The organism is Amycolatopsis sp. NPDC051758, assembly GCF_044453095.1.
Lineage (GTDB): Bacteria > Actinomycetota > Actinomycetes > Mycobacteriales > Pseudonocardiaceae > Amycolatopsis.
The window spans coordinates 76,194-96,247 of the sequence record NZ_JBITCJ010000005.1; the positions used below are offsets into that span (position 1 = coordinate 76,194).

11 protein-coding genes and 1 tRNA gene are annotated in these 20,054 nt (G+C 72.0%); 8 read left to right on the forward strand and 4 right to left on the reverse strand.

Annotated elements, in window-relative coordinates:
• Window positions 1-246 precede the first annotated feature (246 nt).
• From ACIA5G_RS23755 to ACIA5G_RS23765, 3 genes are all read right to left on the reverse strand, one after another.
• A tRNA-Arg gene (locus ACIA5G_RS23755) sits at window positions 247-323 on the reverse strand.
• A 1,080-nt stretch (window positions 324-1,403) separates the two neighbouring features.
• Window positions 1,404-1,787 (reverse strand): peptidase inhibitor family I36 protein, encoded by a 384-nt coding sequence (locus tag ACIA5G_RS23760; protein ID WP_395926675.1) that lies wholly within the window; start codon window positions 1,785-1,787, stop codon window positions 1,404-1,406.
• A gap of 185 nt (window positions 1,788-1,972) precedes the next feature.
• Window positions 1,973-3,043, reverse strand: coding sequence for a LacI family DNA-binding transcriptional regulator (locus ACIA5G_RS23765; RefSeq protein ID WP_395926677.1), 1,071 nt, complete (start codon window positions 3,041-3,043; stop codon window positions 1,973-1,975).
• A gap of 74 nt (window positions 3,044-3,117) precedes the next feature.
• On the opposite strand from ACIA5G_RS23765, the gene ACIA5G_RS23770 reads away from it, so the two are divergent.
• Window positions 3,118-4,302, forward strand: a complete 1,185-nt coding sequence (locus ACIA5G_RS23770; RefSeq protein ID WP_395926679.1) for an MFS transporter — start codon at window positions 3,118-3,120, stop codon at window positions 4,300-4,302.
• 196 nt (window positions 4,303-4,498) lie between these two features.
• Complete coding sequence (locus ACIA5G_RS23775) at window positions 4,499-5,659, forward strand: sensor histidine kinase (RefSeq protein WP_395927984.1); 1,161 nt, start codon at window positions 4,499-4,501, stop codon at window positions 5,657-5,659.
• On the opposite strand, the gene ACIA5G_RS23780 is transcribed toward ACIA5G_RS23775, so the two are convergent.
• Window positions 5,633-6,271 carry a phosphoglycerate mutase family protein gene (locus ACIA5G_RS23780; protein ID WP_395926682.1) on the reverse strand — a complete coding sequence of 213 codons (639 nt, stop codon included), beginning with the start codon at window positions 6,269-6,271 and terminating at the stop codon, window positions 5,633-5,635. The two genes, ACIA5G_RS23775 and ACIA5G_RS23780, sit on opposite strands and share 27 nt — an antisense overlap.
• Before the next feature lie 56 nt (window positions 6,272-6,327).
• Between ACIA5G_RS23780 and ACIA5G_RS23785 the strand changes: the two genes are divergently transcribed.
• From ACIA5G_RS23785 to ACIA5G_RS23810, 6 genes are all read left to right on the forward strand, one after another.
• Window positions 6,328-8,346 (forward strand): cytochrome c oxidase assembly protein, encoded by a 2,019-nt coding sequence (locus tag ACIA5G_RS23785; protein ID WP_395926684.1) that lies wholly within the window; start codon window positions 6,328-6,330, stop codon window positions 8,344-8,346.
• 148 nt (window positions 8,347-8,494) lie between these two features.
• A complete protein-coding gene (gene ettA, locus ACIA5G_RS23790) occupies window positions 8,495-10,171 on the forward strand; it encodes an energy-dependent translational throttle protein EttA (RefSeq protein ID WP_395926686.1) in 1,677 nt (558 codons plus the stop codon).
• 16 nt (window positions 10,172-10,187) lie between these two features.
• Window positions 10,188-13,250, forward strand: coding sequence for a hypothetical protein (locus ACIA5G_RS23795; RefSeq protein WP_395926688.1), 3,063 nt, complete (start codon window positions 10,188-10,190; stop codon window positions 13,248-13,250).
• Window positions 13,251-14,016: 766 nt separating this feature from the next.
• On the forward strand, window positions 14,017-19,005 hold the full coding sequence (locus ACIA5G_RS23800) for an NAD-glutamate dehydrogenase (RefSeq protein WP_395926690.1): 4,989 nt from the start codon (window positions 14,017-14,019) through the stop codon (window positions 19,003-19,005).
• The gene (locus ACIA5G_RS23805; RefSeq protein ID WP_395926692.1) at window positions 19,002-19,421 is read left to right on the forward strand and encodes an acyl-CoA thioesterase; all 420 of its coding nucleotides are present in this window, start codon (window positions 19,002-19,004) and stop codon (window positions 19,419-19,421) included. The genes ACIA5G_RS23800 and ACIA5G_RS23805 overlap by 4 nt, the downstream gene beginning before the upstream one ends.
• Window positions 19,414-20,049 (forward strand): hypothetical protein, encoded by a 636-nt coding sequence (locus tag ACIA5G_RS23810; protein WP_395926694.1) that lies wholly within the window; start codon window positions 19,414-19,416, stop codon window positions 20,047-20,049. Before ACIA5G_RS23805 ends, ACIA5G_RS23810 begins: the two co-directional genes overlap by 8 nt.
• Window positions 20,050-20,054: the final 5 nt, after the last annotated feature.

The following is a 20,054-nucleotide window of genomic DNA, read 5'->3' on the forward strand; positions in this document are numbered from 1 at the left end:
CGGGGGAGCGCGACCGGGTGATCACCGCACGGATAACAAGGTTGTCTCGACTGGAACTCGGCCCGGGATCGTTGGGCCACCTGGCCGCTTGCACGGTGCGTCGTCCGGACGTGGACGCACAGCGGGAGAATCCGGGCGGCGACCGTCCACAGTGGGGGCAAGAAGGCGGGGAAAGAGGCCCGTGTGGGGCCGGTCACGTGGCCAAGGAGTGCGTCGTGCGCAGCCCGCGCACGACGTCTTCCCTGGTGGCGCCCCCGGCAGGACTCGAACCTGCGACCTAGAGATTAGAAGGCTCTTGCTCTGTCCAGCTGAGCTACGAGGGCCTGCGCCGACGACATGTGCCGCCCTCGCCGGTCGCCCGGCATCCCGCAGCTTAGTCGTCGCCACTCTCTCGATCGTTCGACACCGGCGAATCGTTTCAGGTCTCGTTCGACGTAATTTCGGGGCACGGCGGCGACGATGTCGCGCGGAGGCGCACCACCGAGGCCGGCGGGCGCCGGCACCGGACCACCGGCGGTGGTTGTCCGGTCCGAAGCCACTCGGGCGGGGTGGGCGGGTGACGCCCGGTCGGGTGAAGCCGGCGGACGTGGGCAGCGGGTGACGAGGTGGAGGGCATGGGCTTTCCGCGACTGGTTGATGGATGGTGACCGGGCCGAGGTGCCTGCGCGCCGGGATGACGGCGCAGTCGACATCGGGTCCGGCGCTGACGGCCGAGCTGTAGCAGGTGAGCGACCTGGTGGGCCGCGGATCGAGGCGTGCAAGTTGGCGGCTCGCCTGGTGCGGTGAAGCTGGGCGAGCCGGCCTCGCCTACGGGCGGGGGTTGAGTCGTGCGAGCTGGTGGCTCGCGTGGAGCTGTGCAAGCCGCCCGACCCCGCCGACGGGGCGCGGGTTGAGCCGAGCGAGCTGATGGCTCGCCTGGCGCGGTGAAGCTGTGCAAGTTGGTCGACCTCGCCGACGGGCCGTGGGGTTGGGCTGAGCGAGCTGGTGACTCGCCTGGTGCGGTGGAAGCTGGCCGACCTCGCCGACGGGGTGTGGGTTGAGCCGAGCGAGTTGGTGCCTTGCCTGCCGCGGTGAAGCCGGCCGACCCTGCCGAAGGGCGTGGGGTGGGGCTGAGCGAGTTGGTGGCTCGCCTGGCGCAGTGAAGCCGTGCGAGCCGCCCGACCCCGCCGACGGGCCCTGGGCGTGCGCCCAGGGAGCTTGCGGAGTGCGCCCCCGCAGCGGGTCCCGCGCGGAGAGCCGGAACCCCGCCGTAGCCGCGCTGGGGCCCGTGGGCGCGCCCCGCCGCAGAGGCGCGCCCACGGGGTGGGGCCGCTTTCGGGGGAGCGGCCCCGGTCGGGCCCGGCCGCCGCCGCGAGCCGGCTCCCCCTTGGAGCGGGCGGCGGGCTCGGGCCCGGGTCTGGCGGTCACTCCCAGATCTGGATCCCGCGGACCACGAACGGCGCGTCCGGCACGTACGTGCCGCCGCCGGGGTACGTCGTGAAATCGCCCTCGGTCGAGCATTCCTCGCTCTGGTACACCGTGACGTCCCGGCTCAGCAGATTCGCGAACGACGATCCGGCGAATCCTGTCGGCAGCGGAATGCATTCCCCGGGATTCGCGGTGCGCAGGTCGAAACGCTCGATCTCCCCGCCGTACGCGTTCACCGACCACAGGCAGAACTCGCCCTTCTGACAGCCGGGATCCGGCGGAACGGGTGCGGCCTGAGCAGCTCCGGCACTGGTCAGCAGGCCGATCGCGGCCAGGAGCAGCAGGTGCGGGAGCCGGGCACGAAGGCGGCGTGAAGACATGGTGGATTCCCCTCTGGAGTCGCGGCTCTCGGGGCCGCGGTGAACTGGTGATTCCAGATTGACGGGCGGCGGGGGATTTGTCAGCCCGCAATTTCGATTCTGTGGACAACTGGGCGGCGGCCACCCGGAAGGGGAATGGTTGTCCACAAATCCGCGGAAGGTCTTGCAAAGATCCGGCGGCGATGCTAGGCGGACGCAGTACTCCCGCGCACCACCAGGGAAACCGGCACTTCGGCCGACGCCGGCGCCGGGACCCCGCCGCCGGCCAGCAGCCGCAGCACCAGCTCCCCGGCGATCCGGCCCTTGGCCGCGAGGTCCTGCCGGACGGTCGTCAGGGGCGGCGAAGACCACCCGGCCGGCGCGCTGTCGTCAAAACCGACCACCGACAGCTCGTCCGGCACCCGCACTCCCAGCTGCCCCGCCACCGCGATCGCGGCCAGCGCCAGCTGGTCGGACATGCACAGCAGCGCGGTCGGCCGCGGCTCCCGCCCGAGCAGCGCGAACGCCCCCGCCATCGCGCTCTCCGCGCTGAGCCCGGCCGCCTCCTGGATGACGACGTCAGCATCGGAAAGATCGGAAAGCTCGTCCAGGTACCCGGCCACCCGCTCCCGCGTGTCGCGGAACGCCGCACCCGCGGCCTCCTCCCGGCTGAGCGAGCCGCCGGCCGGTGTGACGCGGCTGTAGGCGGCGAAGATCCCGAACCGCCGGTGCCCCAGCGCCACGAGGTGCCGCGCGGCCAGCGCCGCCCCCTGCCGGTCCTGGCAGCCGATCCGCGCCGTGCCGGGCAGCAGTGGCTGGTCGATCACCACCAGCGGCAGGTTCCGCGCGCGCACCGAATCCAGCGCCGGGGTGCCGTCGGCCAGCGAATACGCGACCGCGATGTCGGCCTGCGCGGCCAGCACCCGGTCGGCGGGCGGCCCGCCGTCGCCGCCGCCCGGCAGCAGGAGCAACGCGTGCCCGTGCGGGTCGGCCACGCGCGCCAGGGCGTCCAGCGTCACCGAAAGCGCCGGGTCGGAGAACGCCGTCGACAGCGAGGTGTCCAGCAGGACCGCGATCGCGCCGGTGCGGCTGGTGGCGAGGCTGCGCGCGGTCGGGTCCGGGCCGGCGTAACCGAGCTCCCCGGCCGCCCGCAGCACCTGTTCCCGGAGCCGGGCGGACAGCTGGTCGGGCCGGTTGTAGGCGTTCGAAACGGTGGCCCGCGAGACGCCGACGGCTTCGGCGACGTCGTCGAGCGTGGGACGGCGGCGCCGGGTCATCCGCGCAGTCTAGCCGGAACGCGGTGGACTTTCTGAAGCGCTTCAGTCAAGCTGGGACAACGGAAGGGGACGTGATGCGGGACCGGGTCGCGGTGTTCACCGTGTTCGCCCTCAACGGGCTCGCGCTGGGCTCGTGGGCGTCGCGCACACCCGCCCTGGCCGCGCAGGTGCACGCCTCACCGGGCGTTTTCGGCCTGGCCCTGCTCGGCGCCAGCGCCGGGATGCTCGCCGCCGCTTCGGTCTCCGGACGGCTGATCGAGCGGGCGGGCGCCCGCGCGGTCGTCGCCGGCAGCACCGCGCTGGCGGCCGTTTCGCTGGTGCTGATCGGCTTCGCGCCGAACGTGCCGCTGCTGGCCGGCGCACTGCTCGTGATCGGCGTGAGCGTCGGGATGCTCGACGTCGCGATGAACGTCGCCGCGGTCGCCGTCGAGCGGCGCGCCCGCAAGCCGATCATGGCGGTGTTCCACGCGGGGTTCAGCTTCGGCGCGCTCGCCGGTTCGCTGGCCGCGGGCCTCGCCGCCGGCCACGGCTGGTCCCCGGCACGCCACCTCGCCGTGGCCGCCGTGGTTGCCGTCGCGGTGCTGCTGCTCGTGGTCCGCGCCGTGCCCGGCATCCACCCCGAGCACAGCGAAACACCCGCCGCCGACACCGGCCGCCGGGCGCCGATCCGCCGTCCGGTGCTGTGGCTGCTCGCCGCGGTCGCGTTGTGCTCGGCCATCGCCGAAGGCGCGGCTTCCGACTGGTCCGCGCTGCTGATGACGGCCGAACGTGGTGTCGGCCAGGGTGCGGCGGCGCTGGCGTTCGCCGGGTTGCAGCTGGTCATGGCGCTGGTCCGGCTGGCGGGCCCGTGGACCCAGCGGCGGTTCGGCCCGACGCGCTGCCTCGCCGCGGGCGCGACGGTGGCCGCCGCCGGGTTGCTCGCCGCGGCCACGATCCCGGTCGCCGCCGCCGGCTACCTGGGGTTCGCGCTGGCCGGCGCGGGTCTCGCCGCGTCGTTCCCGCTCGCGCTCAGCCTCGCCGGGGACGCCGGCAAACGTGGTGACGGCACCGGTGGTGAGCGCGAGATCGGCTTCGTCACGGCCATCGCCTACACCGGGTTCCTCGGCGGCCCCCCGATCGTCGGCGGCCTCGCGCAGGTGACCAACCTCGGGGTGGCGTTCGTGTTCGTCGCGCTCGTCGCGGCGCTGATCCTGCCCGCCGCCCTCGGCGCCCGCCGGGCCCGGCGGCGGGAGGACGCCGCGTTGACGGTCGATTCGTGACAAAACGCGGGGATCCGGGTGTTCCCGGGCTGCGTCTCTTCCTGTACGGCCCCCTAGGCCCAACCCCCGTTGACAGCGCGGAAGCGTGCGGGGCAAGCTGATCGCATCGTCAGCTGAAATGAATACACCGACGTTACGATTTCAGGTGGGCTGGTCAGGGTAGGGGCCTTGATCCGGGGAGGACGTCGTGAGGGTTGTGCTGCTCGGCGGAGCGGGGGCGCTCGCCGGCGGGTCGGGATTTTCGCTGGTGCAGGGCGCCGTGCCACGGCTGGTGCTGGTGCCGGTGGCGTTCCGGCTCGCGTTGTTCCTGCAGGCGGTCTGGGCCGGTGGCCCGCTGAGCGCGCCGGTGCTCTGGGTTGCGGTCGTGCTGTACCTGGTGCCGAACCTCGCCGAGGTGGCCTGGGTCTTCCTCCGGGCCGCCGGCATCAAGCAGCTGCTGGCCGCCGACACGGCGTACACGCTCGTCACGAGCCTCGCCGCGGCGGCGTTCGCGGCGCATTCGGCCGACCTGCTCACCCTGACCTGGCCCAACATCATGGGCACGGTCATGGTGTGGACCCTGCTGCGCGGCGCGCCGGCCGGTGCGGTCGCGATCGTGGGCGCGGTGCTCCTGCGGTACGGCATGGCCGCGCTGTCCGGGACGGCGGCGCCCGCGACGTGGATCCTGCTCGCCCTGGTCGCGGCGGCCCTGACGGCGCTGGCGATCGTGCTGCTGGTCGCCGGGTCGATGCGGTTCGCGCTCGGCCTGGGCGAGCAGCGCGGCCGGGCCGCCGAACGGGAGCGGCACCGCCGGGACGTGCACGACACCGTGCTGCAGGTGATGGAGTCCCTCGCCCTGCCCGCGCCCCGGGACGCGCTGGACCCGGTCGGCAGCCTCGACCACGTCCGCCGCACCGCCCGTGCGCACGCCCTGCGCCTGCGGCTGAGCCTGGACGGCGACGCGCCCGCGGAGCCGGGCGGGCTCGAACACCGCCTGGGCGCGCTGGCGGTCGAGATGACGGCGGACGGCCTGCGCGTCGACCTCGTTGTGCTCGCGAAGCCGTCCGACGTGCCCGAAAGCATCGTGAACTCGTTGCACGACGCGACCCGCGAAGCACTGCGAAACACCTTGAAGCACGCGAAGACCTACACAGCCGTCGTATGCCTCGAAGCCCGCGAAGGCGTCGTGACGGTGTCCGTGCGCGACCACGGGACCGGCTTCGACGTCGGCACGCACCGCGGCGGGTTCGGCATCGAGAACTCGATCCACGCGCGGATGGCCGAAATCGGCGGCGCCGCCCGGATCGACTCGGCGCCCGGCCAGGGCACCCGCGTCGTGCTGACGGCGCCGTTAGAGCTGCGTTTCCCCGTCGGGTGAGTCCCGCCACTGGGCGAACGGGCGGTCCAGCGTCCACTTGCCGTCGTGTTCCTCGAGGACGCGGTGTTCGCACGTCCCGGGGTTGGACAGAGACTCGAACAGCTCGACGCTCCAGCCGAAGAGCCGGCGGCACAGCAGCCGCAGCGTGAGCCCGTGCGAGACGATCAGGACCGTGTCCGGGTGACTTTCGTCGCGCTGGCGCAGGTCCGACAGGAACCCCGCGACGCGGTCGTCGACGTCCGCGCCCGACTCGCCGAAGGGCAGCCGGTAGAAGAAGTGCCCGAACTCGTTGCGCCGCGCCTTCTGGATCTCCTGGTCGGCCGGGTCCTGGAGGTTGCCCCAGTCCTGTTCGCGCAGCCGCGGCTCCTGCACCCGCCGCTCGCACGCGGCCTCGATGTCCAGCAGCCGCAACGTTTCCCGGGTGCGCAGGTAGGGGCTGACGTACACGGCGGGCCGCGCGCCGTCGAGCAGCCGGACGATCTCCGGCGCCACCGCGGCGGCCTGCTCCCGGCCCGCGTCGGTCAGCGGCAGCGCGTGGTCGGGGATCCGCGTGTAGGCGAGCTCGTCGACGTTGCCGAGCGACTCGGCGTGCCGCAGCAGGATCATCTTCACGCCTCCATCCTGCCCGTCACACGGGCCTGACCGGGGCTGGGCATACCCTCTGGGACGTGTCCAGCGAGCCCGTGACGAAATCCGACGTCCCCGTGCAGCGCCGGGCCAGCGTGCTGCCCCTGCTCTCGGTCGGTGTCCTGCTGGCCGCCGTCGTCGCGATCGGGCTGATCGCGCTCACCGGCGGCGCCGGGTACGTCATCGCCGGCCTGCCGGATCCGGGGCTGGTCACCAAGTACGGCATCACCGTCATGCGTGTGCTCTCCGAAGCCGCGTCGGTGATCTGCGTCGGGTCGCTGCTGCTGGCCGCGTTCCTGGTGCCGCCGCAGAAGTCCGGCACGCTCGGCCCCGAGGGTTACGGCGCCCTGCGCGCGGCCGGGATCGCCGCCTGGGTGTGGTTCGGCGCGGCGCTGCTCTCGGTCGCCTTCACCGCCGCCGACACCGCCGGGAAGCCGTTCGGCGAGATCCTCGACCCGCAGACGCTGCTCGACCTGGTCGGCGCCATCGAGCAGCCGAAGGCCTGGCTGTGGACCGCGCTGATCGCCATCCTCGTCGCGCTCGGCTGCCGGCTCGCGCTGACCTGGGGCTGGACGGCGGTGTTGTTCTTCTTCGCCGTCGGCGGCCTCGTCCCGGTCGCGGTCACCGGCCACTCGGCCAGCGGCGGCTCGCACGACGTCGCCACCAACAGCCTGCTGTTCCACCTGGTCGCCGCGGCGCTGTGGGTGGGCGGGCTGGTCGCACTGCTCGCGCTCGGCTACCGGCGCGGCAACCACCTGAGCCTGGCCGCGCAGCGGTTCTCGCGGCTGGCGCTGGTCTGCTGGATCGTGATGGCGATCTCCGGCGCGGTCAACGCGCTGGTCCGGATCGGCCTGAACGACCTGTTCACCACCGATTACGGCCTCCTGGTCGTCGCCAAGACGGTCGCGCTGCTGCTGCTCGGAGTCTTCGGCCACCAGCAGCGGCAGAAGGGCGTCGCGGACCTCGTCGACGGCAAGGGCGGCCGGCAGCTGCTGCGCCTGGCGTCGGTCGAGATCCTGATCATGTTCGTCACGATCGGCATCGCGAGCGGGCTCGCCCGGACGCCCCCGCCGGCGGACGCGGTCACCCAGCCGTCCACCACCGAGCTGCTGATCGGCTACAACCTCGACGGCGCGCCGACGGTGGGGCGGCTGCTCTTCGACACCCGGTTCGACCTGGTCTACGGCACGCTCGCGCTGGTCCTCGGCGGCCTGTACCTGGCCGGCGTCCGGCGGCTGCTGCGCCGCGGCGACACCTGGCCGGTGGGCCGCACGGTCGCCTGGATCGTCGGCTGTGTCGTGCTGCTGATGGCGACGTCGTCGGGCATCGGCCGCTACTCACCCGCGATGTTCAGCGTGCACATGGGCAGCCACATGCTGCTGTCGATGGTGGCGCCGGTGCTGTTCGTGCTCGGCGGCCCGGTGACGCTCGCGCTGCGCGCCCTGCCGGCCGCGGGCAAGGACACCCCGCCCGGGCCGCGCGAGTGGCTCGTCGCGTTCGTCCATTCCCCGGTGTCGCGGTTCCTCACCCACCCGGTCGTCGCGCTGCTGCTGTTCGTCGGCTCGTTCTACGCGCTGTACTTCTCCGGCCTGTTCGACAACGCGCTGAACTACCACTGGGCGCACCTGGCGATGAACGCCCACTTCCTGCTCGCGGGCTACGTCTTCTACTGGCCGGTGATCGGCGTCGACCCGGCGCCGCGGCGGATCCCGTACCTCGGCCGGCTCGGGATGATGTTCGCCGCGATGCCGTTCCACGCGTTCTTCGGCGTCATCCTGATGAGCAGGCAGACCGTCATCGGGCAGGCGTTCTACAGCCAGCTGCACCTGCCGTGGGTGTCCGACCTGCTCACCGACCAGCGGCTCGGCGGCGGCATCGCGTGGGCGTCCGGCGAGCTCCCGGTGCTGCTGGTGCTGATCGCGCTGCTGGTGCAGTGGTCACGCCAGGACGAGCGCGAGGCGAAGCGGCGAGACCGGCGCGAAGCGGCGACCGGCGACGAAGAGCTGAACGCCTACAACGCGATGCTGAAGAACCTCGCCGAGGGCAAACGGGCCGACTGAGTCTCGACTTCTGGTTGAGCTTGAGGCCGCGTCCGGATGGCGGGAAAACGGCGGTTTCGGTGTTCCCGCGGTGATCTCGGGCTGACTTTCGGTAGTCCGACGGTGACCGGCGTCAGGTCGCGATCACGTGCGCTCTACGATCGTGGGTATGGCCGAGTTCATCTACACCATGAAGAAGGTGCGCAAGACCGTCGGGGACAAGGTCATCCTCGACGACGTCAGCACCGCGTTCTACCCCGGCGCCAAGATCGGCGTGGTGGGGCCGAACGGTGCCGGTAAGTCCACCGTTCTCAAGATCATGGCGGGGATCGAGACGGCCAGCAACGGCGAGGCGTTCATCCAGCCGGGGGCGACCGTCGGCATCCTGATGCAGGAGCCGGAGCTCAACGAGGAGAAGACGGTCCGCGGGAACGTCGAAGAGGGCCTCGGCGAGATCAAGGTCAAGCTCGACCGCTACAACGAGGTCCTCCAGCTGATGGAGACCGAGTACAGCGAAGAGCTGATGGAGGAGATGGGCCAGCTCCAGGAGGAGCTGGACCACGCCGACGCCTGGGAGCTCGACTCGACCGTCGAGCAGGCCATGGACGCGCTGCGCTGCCCGCCGCCCGAGGAGGCCGTCACGCACCTGTCCGGTGGTGAGCGCCGCCGTGTCGCGCTGTGCAAGCTGCTGCTGTCCGCGCCGGACCTGCTGCTGCTCGACGAGCCCACCAACCATTTGGACGCCGAGAGTGTCCTGTGGCTGGAGCAGTTCCTCTCCCGCTACGCCGGCGCCGTCCTCGCCGTCACCCACGACCGGTACTTCCTGGACAACGTGGCCCAGTGGATCATGGAGCTCGACCGCGGCCGCGTCGTCGGCTACGAGGGCAACTACTCCACGTACCTGGAGAAGAAGGGCGAGCGGCTCGCGATCCAGGGCAAGAAGGACGCGAAGCTCGCGAAGCGCCTGAAGACCGAGCTCGAGTGGGTGCGCTCCAACGCCAAGGCCCGCCAGACGAAGTCCCGTTCGCGGCTCGACCGCTACGAGGAGATGGCGGCGGAGGCGGACAAGCACCGCAAGCTCGACTTCGAAGAGATCCAGATCCCGCCGGGCCCGCGGCTCGGCAGCGTCGTGGTCGAGGTCGACAAGCTCAAGAAGGGCTTCGACGACCGCGTCCTCATCGACGGCCTGTCGTTCGACCTGCCGCGCAACGGCATCGTCGGCGTCATCGGCCCGAACGGCGTCGGCAAGACCACGCTGTTCAAGACGATCGTCGGGCTCGAGGAGCCGGACGACGGCATCGTCAAGATCGGCGAGACGGTCTCACTGTCCTATGTGGACCAGAACCGTGGCGGGATCGACCCGAAGAAGACCGTCTGGCAGGTCGTCTCCGACGAGCTGGACTACATCCACGTCGGCCAGACCGAAATGCCGTCGCGCGCGTACGTCAGCGCGTTCGGCTTCAAGGGCCCGGACCAGCAGAAGCCGGCGGGCGTGCTCTCCGGTGGTGAGCGCAACCGGCTCAACCTGGCGCTGACGCTCAAGCAGGGCGGGAACCTGATCCTGCTCGACGAGCCGACGAACGACCTGGACGTCGAGACGCTGGGCTCGCTGGAGAACGCGCTGGAGCAGTTCCCCGGCTGCGCCGTCGTGATCTCCCACGACCGGTGGTTCCTCGACCGGGTCGCGACGCACATCCTGGCCTGGGAAGGCACCGAAGAGAACCCCGCGCAGTGGTTCTGGTTCGAGGGCAACTTCGAAGGGTACGAGAAGAACAAGGTGGAGCGGATGGGCGCCGAGGCGGCCCGCCCGCACCGTGTCACCCACCGCAAGCTGACCCGCGACTGAGGGGGCGGGTTTCCCCGTGGAAGCCAGCAAGCAGCACCGGACGGGCCCGCTCTCACGTGGAGAGAGCGGGCGCTCCGCCAATGCCGGGGGAACCCTCTCCGCAGTCGGGCGGCTCATCGAACGGGCGGACGCGCTGCACCTGCGCGCGCCCGAACTCGCACTGGTTCTGGGTGAGCGCGCGGCCGCGTTGTCCGAAGCCGCCGGCGCCGACGAGCAGTGGATCCGAGCCGAGAGCCTGGTCGTGTCCGCGCGCGTCCGGCTCGGCGACCGGCCGGGCACGGTCGGGCGGGCGGTCGCGGCGCTGCGCGCGGCCGAGCACGCCGGGTACGGCGACATCGCCGCCCGGCTGCGCATCGACCTCGCCGTCTGCGCCCGCAGCCTGGGCGTGCCGCTGACCGGGCTCGCCGCGCTGCGGCCGGTGCTCACCGACCCCGTCGTTTCGCCGGTGCACCGCGCCGCCGCGTTGTGCCACCTGGTCGGCTGCCTCGGTTTGCTGGGCCGGAAAGCCGAGCTGGACCGCGTGCTCGTCGAGGCGGACAAGCTCGTCCTCGGCGACGAGTCGCTCGGCGCCGACACCCAGCTGCTGGTGCGGGCGCTGCTGCGGGTCGGCACGGCCGCGCACCGGCGCCGCCACGGTGACTTGACGGCGGCGGCCGACGCGGCCCGGACCGGCCTCGGCTTCCTGGAGAAGCTCCACAACCCGGCCGACGACGGCGGCCTCGTCCGCATCCGGCTGGTGCTGCTGCTGGTCGGCACGCTGCTCGACCGCGGTGACACCGACATGGCGTACGAGATCGCCGAGCCGGTGCTGGCCGAGCCCGTCCGCGCGGCGGGCATCGCCCCGGCGGGCTGGCTGCGGCTGGCCGTCGCGACGCGCATCCACCTGCCGGCGGGCTCCGGCGAGGCGGCGATCGAACTCGTCCGCGAAGCCGTGGCGAGCACCGACCGGCACGGCATGTCCGCGGTCACCGCACGGTTGTGGCTGGAGCTGGCGCAGCTGCAGGAGCGGTTCGGCCAAGCCGAAGAAGCGATCGCGTGCCTGTACCGCTCGCGGGCGGCCGAGCAGCTCCACGCGCGCGCCCGGCGGCAGGCGTGCAACGTGCTGGCCGGCGAGTTCGGGTCCGGCGAACCGGCCTCGGTCGACCTCGACGAGGTGCTGAAGGCGGTGCCGTCGCGGCCGGTCCCGGTCGTCGCGGCCGAGCCGGCGCCGGTCGCCCCGCCGGCTCCGTCGGCCCAGCAGCCTGCGGCCGAACCGCGGACGCCGGCGTGGTCGTTCGGCCGCGAGGAAAACCCCGCGACGCGGCAGCCGGCGTGGTCGTTCGAACGGCCCAAGGTGACGGCGGACGCGGCCGAGACGACGTTGATGCCCGCGGTGCGCGACGAACCCGCGCGCCCGGAGCCTCGTGTGCGCCCGGAGCCTCGTGTGCGCCCGGAGCCGGTGGTGGTCGAGCGACGCCCGGAGCGGCCGTCGGCCCGGCCGGAGCCGATCGAGGTGCGGTCCACGCCGGAGCGGCGGGCGGAGCCGGGTTTGCCGCCGTGGGCACGGTCGGCGGAGCAGGTCGAACGGCGGCGTGCGGAGGCGGGTCACCGGTCGGAGCCGGTCGAGCCTGCTGAAGGGCGGGCGGGACGGCGTGCGGAGTCCGGTTATCGGTCGGAGTCGGTCGAAGGGCGATCGGCGGGACCGGAACGTTCGGCGGAGCCGATCGAGGTGCGGTCGGCGGGATCGGACCGGCCTGTGGCCGAAGGGCGGGCCGGACGGCGTGCGGAATCTGGTTATCGGTCGGAGCCGATTGAGGTGCGATCGGCAGGACCGGAACGGTCGGGGGAGTCGACCGAGGCGCGATCGGAGCCCGGATATCGGCCTGAGCCGATCGAGGCGGAATCGGAACGGTCGGCTGAGCTGATTGATGGTCGGTCGGGCCGGCGTGGCGAGGCTGGTTATCGGTCGGAGTCGATTGATGCGCGGTCGGCGGAGCTGATTGACGGTCGGTCGGGCCGGCGTGGCGAGGCTGGTTATCGGTCGGAGTCGATTGATGCGCGGTCGGCGGAGCTGATCGATGGTCGGTCGGACCGGCGTGGCGAGCCCGGCCATCGGTCGGAGTCGATCGAGGGGCGGTCTGCGGGATCGGAACGGTCCGTGGAGCCGGCCGAAGGGCGAGCGGGACGGCGTGCGGAGTCCGGTCATCGGTCCGAGTCGGTCGAAGAGCGTTCGGCGGGACTGGAGCCGATCGAGGTGCGGTCGGACCGTCGAGCCGAGCCGGGGCACCGGCCCGAGCCGATCGAAATCCGGTCCACGGAACTCCCGCGGCGCGCGGCGGCCGCCGAGGAGCGGTCGCCGGAGCCGGAAGCGAGTGCGCCGAAGCCTGCCGAGAGCGGGAAGACCAAGTTCTCTTGGGCCGCCGTCGCCGAAGCGCGGCTGAAGGAGACTGCGGCCGAACGTGAGTCGGCGCCCACGCGGGTCACCCCCGCGTTGCCGCTCGCACCCGAACCCGCGGCCGAGCGGGAGCCGTGGGAGCCGGGTGAACGTTCGCGCCGCGAGCCGCTGCCGTCGACGCGCCACGACTCCGAACACGGCTCCGAGGCCGCCCGGTCGGTGCTCGACCGGCTGGGCATCTCCTCGTCGGGCGGCGGGGCCGGTGGTGGCCGCCGCCGGGCGGAAGACGCCGAGACCCGCGCCGAAGAGCCGCCGCGGCCCGAGCCGGAGCTCGCTCCGCCGCCGCGGCCCGAGGACGAACCGCCGTCGGCGCCGGACTACCGCGACGAAACCGAGCCCTGGCTGCCGCGGCTGCGGATGCCACCGTCGCTGGAGCCGATGGAGGACTTCGGCCACTGGACACCGGCGACGGCGCCGTTCCCCGAGAGCTACGCGAGGGCCATCGCGGAGGACGAGCCACCGCCGGACGCCGGCCTGGCCGACCTCCTCGCCCGCGCGCTCGCCGAGCACCAGGCCGGCACCGCCAGCGCGGCCGCGCTTGTCAAGAAGCTGGGCTCGCAGGACTCCGGCCACCGCAACGGCCACGGCCGCAACGGCCACGGCGCGGAGGTCTCCGATTCGCGCCGCCACGGCTCGGGCGACTGACCCGGGATCCGCAGCGTCTAGCGGCCGGGGACTGACTCGGCATGAAGGTCCAGGGCTCGCTCTGCCGTGCCTCGGGCGACTCGCCCGGAGTGGAGTCTCCTGGGCCGCGCCCACGGCTCGCGGCGCCTGACCTCGAACCGTGGCGGCCTCCGATTCGCGCCGCGATGGTTTGCGCGACTGACCCGGCGCGGGAGACCCGCGCCGCCACGGCCCGGGACTGACCCGGCGCGGAGCTCTTGAACTCGCACCTGAGCGACCGACTCGGCGCGGAGGTCCCGAACCCCGCGCCCGAACGCCCCAACCCGGCACGGAAGTCTCGAACTCGCGCCACCACACCCCGAAACCACAACCCCGAATTGCCGGCTTCGCCCGGACCACTCCCCGGCCCGTCGGCGAGACACCCCTACCCGTCGCCGAACTGACCCCACCCCGACGCAGTGGGATCGGTCGCAGTCCGGAGGTCGCCGACCGGCCGACGGCGCTCGCCGAACGGTGCCGCGGCAGCACAGCTGAACCGATCATGTTGGCTCCGTGGCCGGTGGCGGCCCCTGAGCGCGGCTGGTCAGCGCCGCGGGCCGCCGCCGGACACAACCCGTCAGTAGCTTGACCGATCCCGCAAATCCGCTGGCCGGAAAGGGTTTTCTCGCGTGAGACAACCTCCGGGTCTTCGTGTGGAGCCGCGGCCCGTCGGATTAGTGTGGGGTGGGTCCGGTTCAACGAAGAGCCGGCACGGTGCCACCTCACGCATACTGGAGAGTTGCCTCAAATGAGCTCGACCGGAGTCTCGTCCCCACCCGGAACCGGAGCCGCCACCGAACCCGAGTTCGGCGGCCCGCGTTCCACCGTCAGCCCGGAGCAGATCAGGGACGACCTGATCGACGCCGCCGCGGGGCTGGCGCCGGAGATCGGCGAGCTCATCCGGCTCTACTACCGGCACATCCCGGCCGAGGAGATCGTCGGCGACGAGCCCGTCAACCTGGTCGGCGCGGTCCGCTCGCACCTGCAGCTCGCCAAGCACCGGATCCCCGGCCGCCCGGCCGTGCGGCTGCTGAACCCCACCGTCGCCGAAGACGGCTGGGCGCGCGAAGCCACCGTCGTGCAGGTCGTCACCGACGACATGCCCTACCTGGTCGACTCGATCGCCGCGGAGTTCGCCCGCGACGGCGTGCAGGTGCAGCGGATCGTCCACCCGATCGTCGTGGTCACCCGCGACCTCACCGGTGAGCTGCAGGACGTCCACCCGGACGCCGACCCGGGCGAGCCGCCAGCGAACTCGGCCGCCGAGTCGTGGATGTACATCGAGATCGACTTCGTCACCGACCCGAACCGCGCCCGCGAGCTCGACAACCGGCTCTCCAGCGTGCTGGGTGACGTCCGCGAGGTCGTCGAAGACGCCGAAAAGATGGCCCAGACCGCCTGCCAGCTCGCCGAAGAGCTGGAGACGAACCCGCCGCAGCTGCCGCAGGCCGAGGTCGCCGAGGGCGCCCGGCTGCTGCGCTGGCTGGCCGACGGCCACTTCACCTTCCTCGGTTACCGCCGCTACGAGCTGGTCGACAACCCGCACCCGGACGCCGACGACCCGGCGCTGCGCGCGGTGCTGGCCTCCGGGCTCGGCGTGCTGCGCCAGGACAGCCTCGCCGCCCGCGGCCTCACCGCGGGCCCCGACACCGCCGCGTCCGCGCTCGCGCCGTCGCTGCTGGTGCTGACCCAGGCGAGCGCGCCCTCGACCGTGCACCGCCCCGTCTACCCGTACTACGTCGGCGTGAAGACCTTCGACGCCGATGGCACCGTCACCGGCGAGCACCGCTTCCTCGGCATGTTCACCACCACCGCGCTGCACGAGAACGTGCTCGACATCCCGGTGGTGTGCAAGCGGGTCCGCGAGGTCATCCACCGCGCGGGATTCCCGATGGAGTCCTTCTCCGGCCAGCGGATGCTCGAGGTGCTGCAGAACTGGCCGCGCGCCGACCTGTTCTCCGCCGACACCGATTCGCTGTACTCGACGACAACCGGCGCGATCACGCTGTCGGACCGCCGCCGGCTGCGGCTGTTCCTGCGCCGCGACCCGTACGGCCGCTTCTACTCCTGCCTCGTCTACCTCCCGCAGGACCGCTACACGACGCGCTCGCGGCTGGCGATGCAGGAAGTCCTGCTCGAGGAGCTCGAAGGCACCCAGCTCGAGTACAGCGCCCGCATCGGCGAAACCGTGCTGGCGCAGGTGCACTTCATGGTCCACACCGATCCCGCGCGCCGGTTCGAGCCGGACACGCAGCGGATCCAGGAGCGGCTGAACAGCGCCGTCCGCAGCTGGGACGACCGGATGGTCGAGGCGGTCCTCGACGAACGCCGTGAGCGTTCGGACGGCGGCGTGGCCGTGGGTGTCCTCGGCGAGGAGTCCGCGACCGAGCAGGGCCAGCGTTACGCGAGCATCTTCCCCGAGGGCTACAAGGAGGACTTCTCCGCCGAAGAGGCGCTGGCCGACCTCCGCTCCCTCGACTCGCTGACCGACGAAGGTGACCTCGCGCTGTCGTTCTACCGGCCGCTTGATGCCGAGCCGGGTGAGCGGCGCTTCAAGCTGTACCTGCGCGGCGAAGGCGTCACCCTCTCGAAGGTGCTGCCGGTGCTGCAGGCCATGGGCGTCGAGGTGGTCGACGAGCGCCCGTACGAGCTGCACCGCGAAGACGGCGGCGCCTGCTGGATCTACGACTTCGGCCTGCGGGTCGCCCAGAAGATGCTCGACGAGGGGGACGACCACGCGGTCGAGCAGCTGCGCGGCCGGTTCCAGGACGCCTTCGAAGCCGCGTGGCGGGGTGACGCCGAGGTCGACGGCCTCAACGGTCTTGTCCTGCGCGCCGGGCTCACCTGGCGCCAGGCCGCCGTGCTGCGCGCGTACTCGCGGTACCTCCGCCAGGCCGGCAGCGCGTTCTCCCAGGACTACATCCAGAACACGCTGCTGAACCACACCCAGGTCGCGACGAAGCTGCTACGGCTGTTCGAGGCCCGCTTCGACCCGCAGCTGGGCGACGCCGACCGCGAAGCCGCGACGGAAGCGCTGGCCGGCGAGCTGAGCGCGATGATCGACGAGGTCACCAGCCTCGACGAAGACCGGATCCTGCGCCGGCTGATGGCCGTCATCCGGGCCACGCTGCGGACGAACTACCACGTCACCGACGCCGACGGGAAGACCCGGCCGTACCTGGCCATCAAGCTCGACCCGGCCGGCGTGCCCGACCTGCCCGAGCCGCGCCCGCGGTTCGAGATCTTCGTCTACTCGCCGCGCGTCGAGGGTGTGCACCTGCGCTTCGGCGAGGTCGCACGCGGTGGTCTGCGCTGGTCGGACCGCCGCGAGGACTTCCGCACCGAGATCCTCGGCCTGGTCAAGGCGCAGGCGGTGAAGAACGCGGTGATCGTGCCGGTCGGCGCGAAGGGCGGCTTCGTCGTGAAGATGCCGCCGGCCCAGACCGGCGACGCGAGCATCGACCGCGACGCCCAGCTGAACGAAGGCATCGCCTGCTACCGCATGTTCATCTCCGGCCTGCTCGACCTGACCGACAACCGGATCGAGGGCAAGACGGTGCCCGCGCCGGGTGTCGTCCGGCACGACGCGGACGACTCGTACCTGGTCGTCGCGGCGGACAAGGGCACCGCGAAGTTCTCCGACATCGCCAACGAGATGTCCGCGCAGTACGGCTTCTGGCTGGGCGACGCGTTCGCCTCCGGTGGCTCGGTCGGCTACGACCACAAGGCCATGGGCATCACGGCGAAGGGCGCCTGGGAGAGCGTCAAGCGGCACTTCCGCGAGCTGGGCAAGGACACCCAGACCGAGGACTTCACCGTCGTCGGCATCGGCGACATGATGGGGGACGTCTTCGGCAACGGCATGCTGCTGTCGGAGCACATCCGGCTGGTCGCGGCCTTCAACCACATGCACGTCTTCCTCGACCCGAACCCCGACGCCGCCTCGACGTTCGCCGAGCGCCGCCGGCTGTTCGACCTGCCGCGCAGCTCGTGGGACGACTACGACCGGTCGCTGATCAGTGAGGGCGGCGGGATCTACCCGCGCTCGGCGAAGTCGATCCCGATCAGCCCGCAGGTCCACGCGGCGCTGGGGCTCGACGAGGGCGTCACCGCGCTGGCGCCGATGGACCTCATCCAGGCGATCCTGCTGGCGCCGGTCGAGCTGCTGTGGAACGGCGGCATCGGCACCTACGTCAAGGCGGAGCCCGAAACCCACGCCGCCGCGGGTGACAAGGCCAACGACGCCATCCGCGTCGACGGGAAGCAGTTGCGCGTCAAGGTGTTCGGCGAAGGCGGCAACCTCGGCCTCACCCAGCTGGGCCGGATCGAGTTCGCGCGCAACGGCGGCAAGATCAACACCGACGCGCTGGACAACTCGGCCGGCGTCGACTGCTCCGACCACGAGGTCAACATCAAGATCCTGCTCGACCACCTGGTGCAGACCGGGAAGCTCGAGGAGGCCCAGCGCAACGAGCTGCTGGTGGAGATGACCGACGAGGTCGGCGCGCTGGTGCTGGCCGACAACTACCGGCAGAACGCCGTGCTCGGGGTCAGCCGGGCGCACGCCGCGCCGATGCTGTCGGTGCACGCGCGGCAGGTCCAGGCCCTGGTCTCCGCGGGCGCCTTCGACCGGAAGCTCGAAGCACTGCCGAGCAACTCGGAGTTCCGCGAGCTGGAGAAGGCCGGCAAGGGCCTCACCTCGCCGGAGCTGGCGACCCTGCTGGCCCACGTCAAGCTGGACCTCAAAGACCAGTTGCTGGCCAGTGAACTCCCCGACTCGAAGGTGTTCGCGGATCGGCTCCCGGAGTACTTCCCGAAGCCGCTGCGCGAACGGTTCGCCCCGGCCATCGGCGAGCACCCGCTGAAGCGCCAGATCATCACCACGCTGGTCGCCAACGAGGTTGTCGACGGCGGCGGCATCTCGTTCGTCTACCGGCTGATGGAGGAGATGAACGCGACCGCGACCGACGCGGTGCGCGCGTACGCCGTGGTGACGCGGGTGTTCGACCTGCCGTCCCTGTGGGCGGAGATCGACGCGCTCGACAACGTCGTGCACACCGACGTCGCCGACGAGATGGTGCTGGAGACGCGGCGGCTGCTCGACCGCGCCGCACGCTGGTTCCTCACGAACCGGCCGCAGCCGTTGGCGCTCCTGTCGGAGATCAACCGCTTCGGCCGCGTCCTCGGCGAGCTGGTCCCGAAGATCGGCGACCTGCTCCGCGGCCGCGAGGCCGAGTCGGTGCAGACGCACGCGGACGAGCTGATCGCCGCGAACGTGCCGCCCGGGCTCGCCCGCCGCGTCTCGCTGCTGCTGCACACCTTCGGCCTGCTCGACGTCACCGAGGTCGCCGAGCTCGCCGAGCAGCAGATCGGCGTGGACGCCCCGCACAGCCCGCCGGAGACGGCGGAGCTGTACTACGCGCTTTCGGACCACCTGGACGTCGACAAGATGCTCACCGAGATCAGCAAGCTCGAACGCGGCAACCGCTGGCACGCGCTCGCCCGGCTTTCGCTGCGCGACGACGTCTACGGCTCGCTGCGGGCGATCACGCTGGACGCACTGAAGCACAGCGATCCCGGGTCGTCCGGGGACGCCAAGATCGCGCAGTGGGAGAAGACGAACGCCTCGCGGCTGCAGCGGGCGCGCGTCGCGCTGGACGAGATCCACAAGTCCGGCCGGCTCGACCTGGCGACGCTTTCGGTGGCGGCCCGCCAGATCCGGAGCACGGTGCGGTGACCTACGTTTCGCTGGTCCGCCCGCGCTGGACGGACATGGACGTCTACGGCCACATCAACCACGCGAAGATGGTGACGCTGCTCGAAGAGGCGCGGATCCCGCTGCTGTTCAAGGGCGCCGTCGAGGCCGGGCTCGAACAGTTGCCGAAGGGCATCGTCGTGGTCCGGCTCGAAGTGGCCTACAAGGCGCCGATCGTGGTGTCCGGGCAGCAGCTGCGGGTCGACATCGACCTGACCGAGCTGAAGGCGGCGACCTTCACGCTGGGCTACCGCGTCCGCACCGGGCCGGCCGAGTCCGACCCGGTGGCGGTGACCGCGGAGACGGTGCTGGCGCCGTACGACACGGTCGCGCTGCGGCCGCGTAGGCTCACCCCGCCCGAGTCGGAGTTTCTGAAGCAGGGGTTCGCGGATGCCTGAGTTGCTCGTGCCGGACGCGGCGGACCGGGAGACCCTCGGTGCGTTTGTCGCCCGCGCGGTCCGGTTGGACGGCCAGACGGCCGTGCGGCTGCGCCAGCGCGGTGACGGTGTGGTCGAGGCCTGGACGGCGACGCCGTTCGAGTGCCTGGCCACCCGCGCGGTGGCCGGTGACGTCACCCCCGGCGACGTCACGGTGTCCGGCAACGAACTGCTCGCCGCGCTGACGGTCGCGGGTGCGCCGCGGATGGACCCGGGCCCGGCCCGGGACCTGCTGTGGCACGGCGAACTGCCGCCGTCGGGGCGCTGGCAGCTGGTCGACGAGCTCCCGGCGCGGGTCGTCGCGGACCTCGCCGACCGCGGCGTCACGCTGGCCCGGGACAACGCCGGCCCGCACGGCAACCCGCCGGCGTCGCTGATGGACCAGGCGGTGCTCACCGTCAGCGGCGGCTCGCTCGAGGTCAAGGTCCAGATGCGCTGCCTGTTCGCGATGTCCGGCATGGGTTTTGTGGATTCGGACGTCGAGGGTGACGTCGTCCGCGTGACGGCCACGGACTCGTGGCTGCGCCTGGACGCCCGCTACGGCGCGATCGTCCGGCGCCGGCACGCGCTGCTGCCGCTGCTGTTCTGAGCACC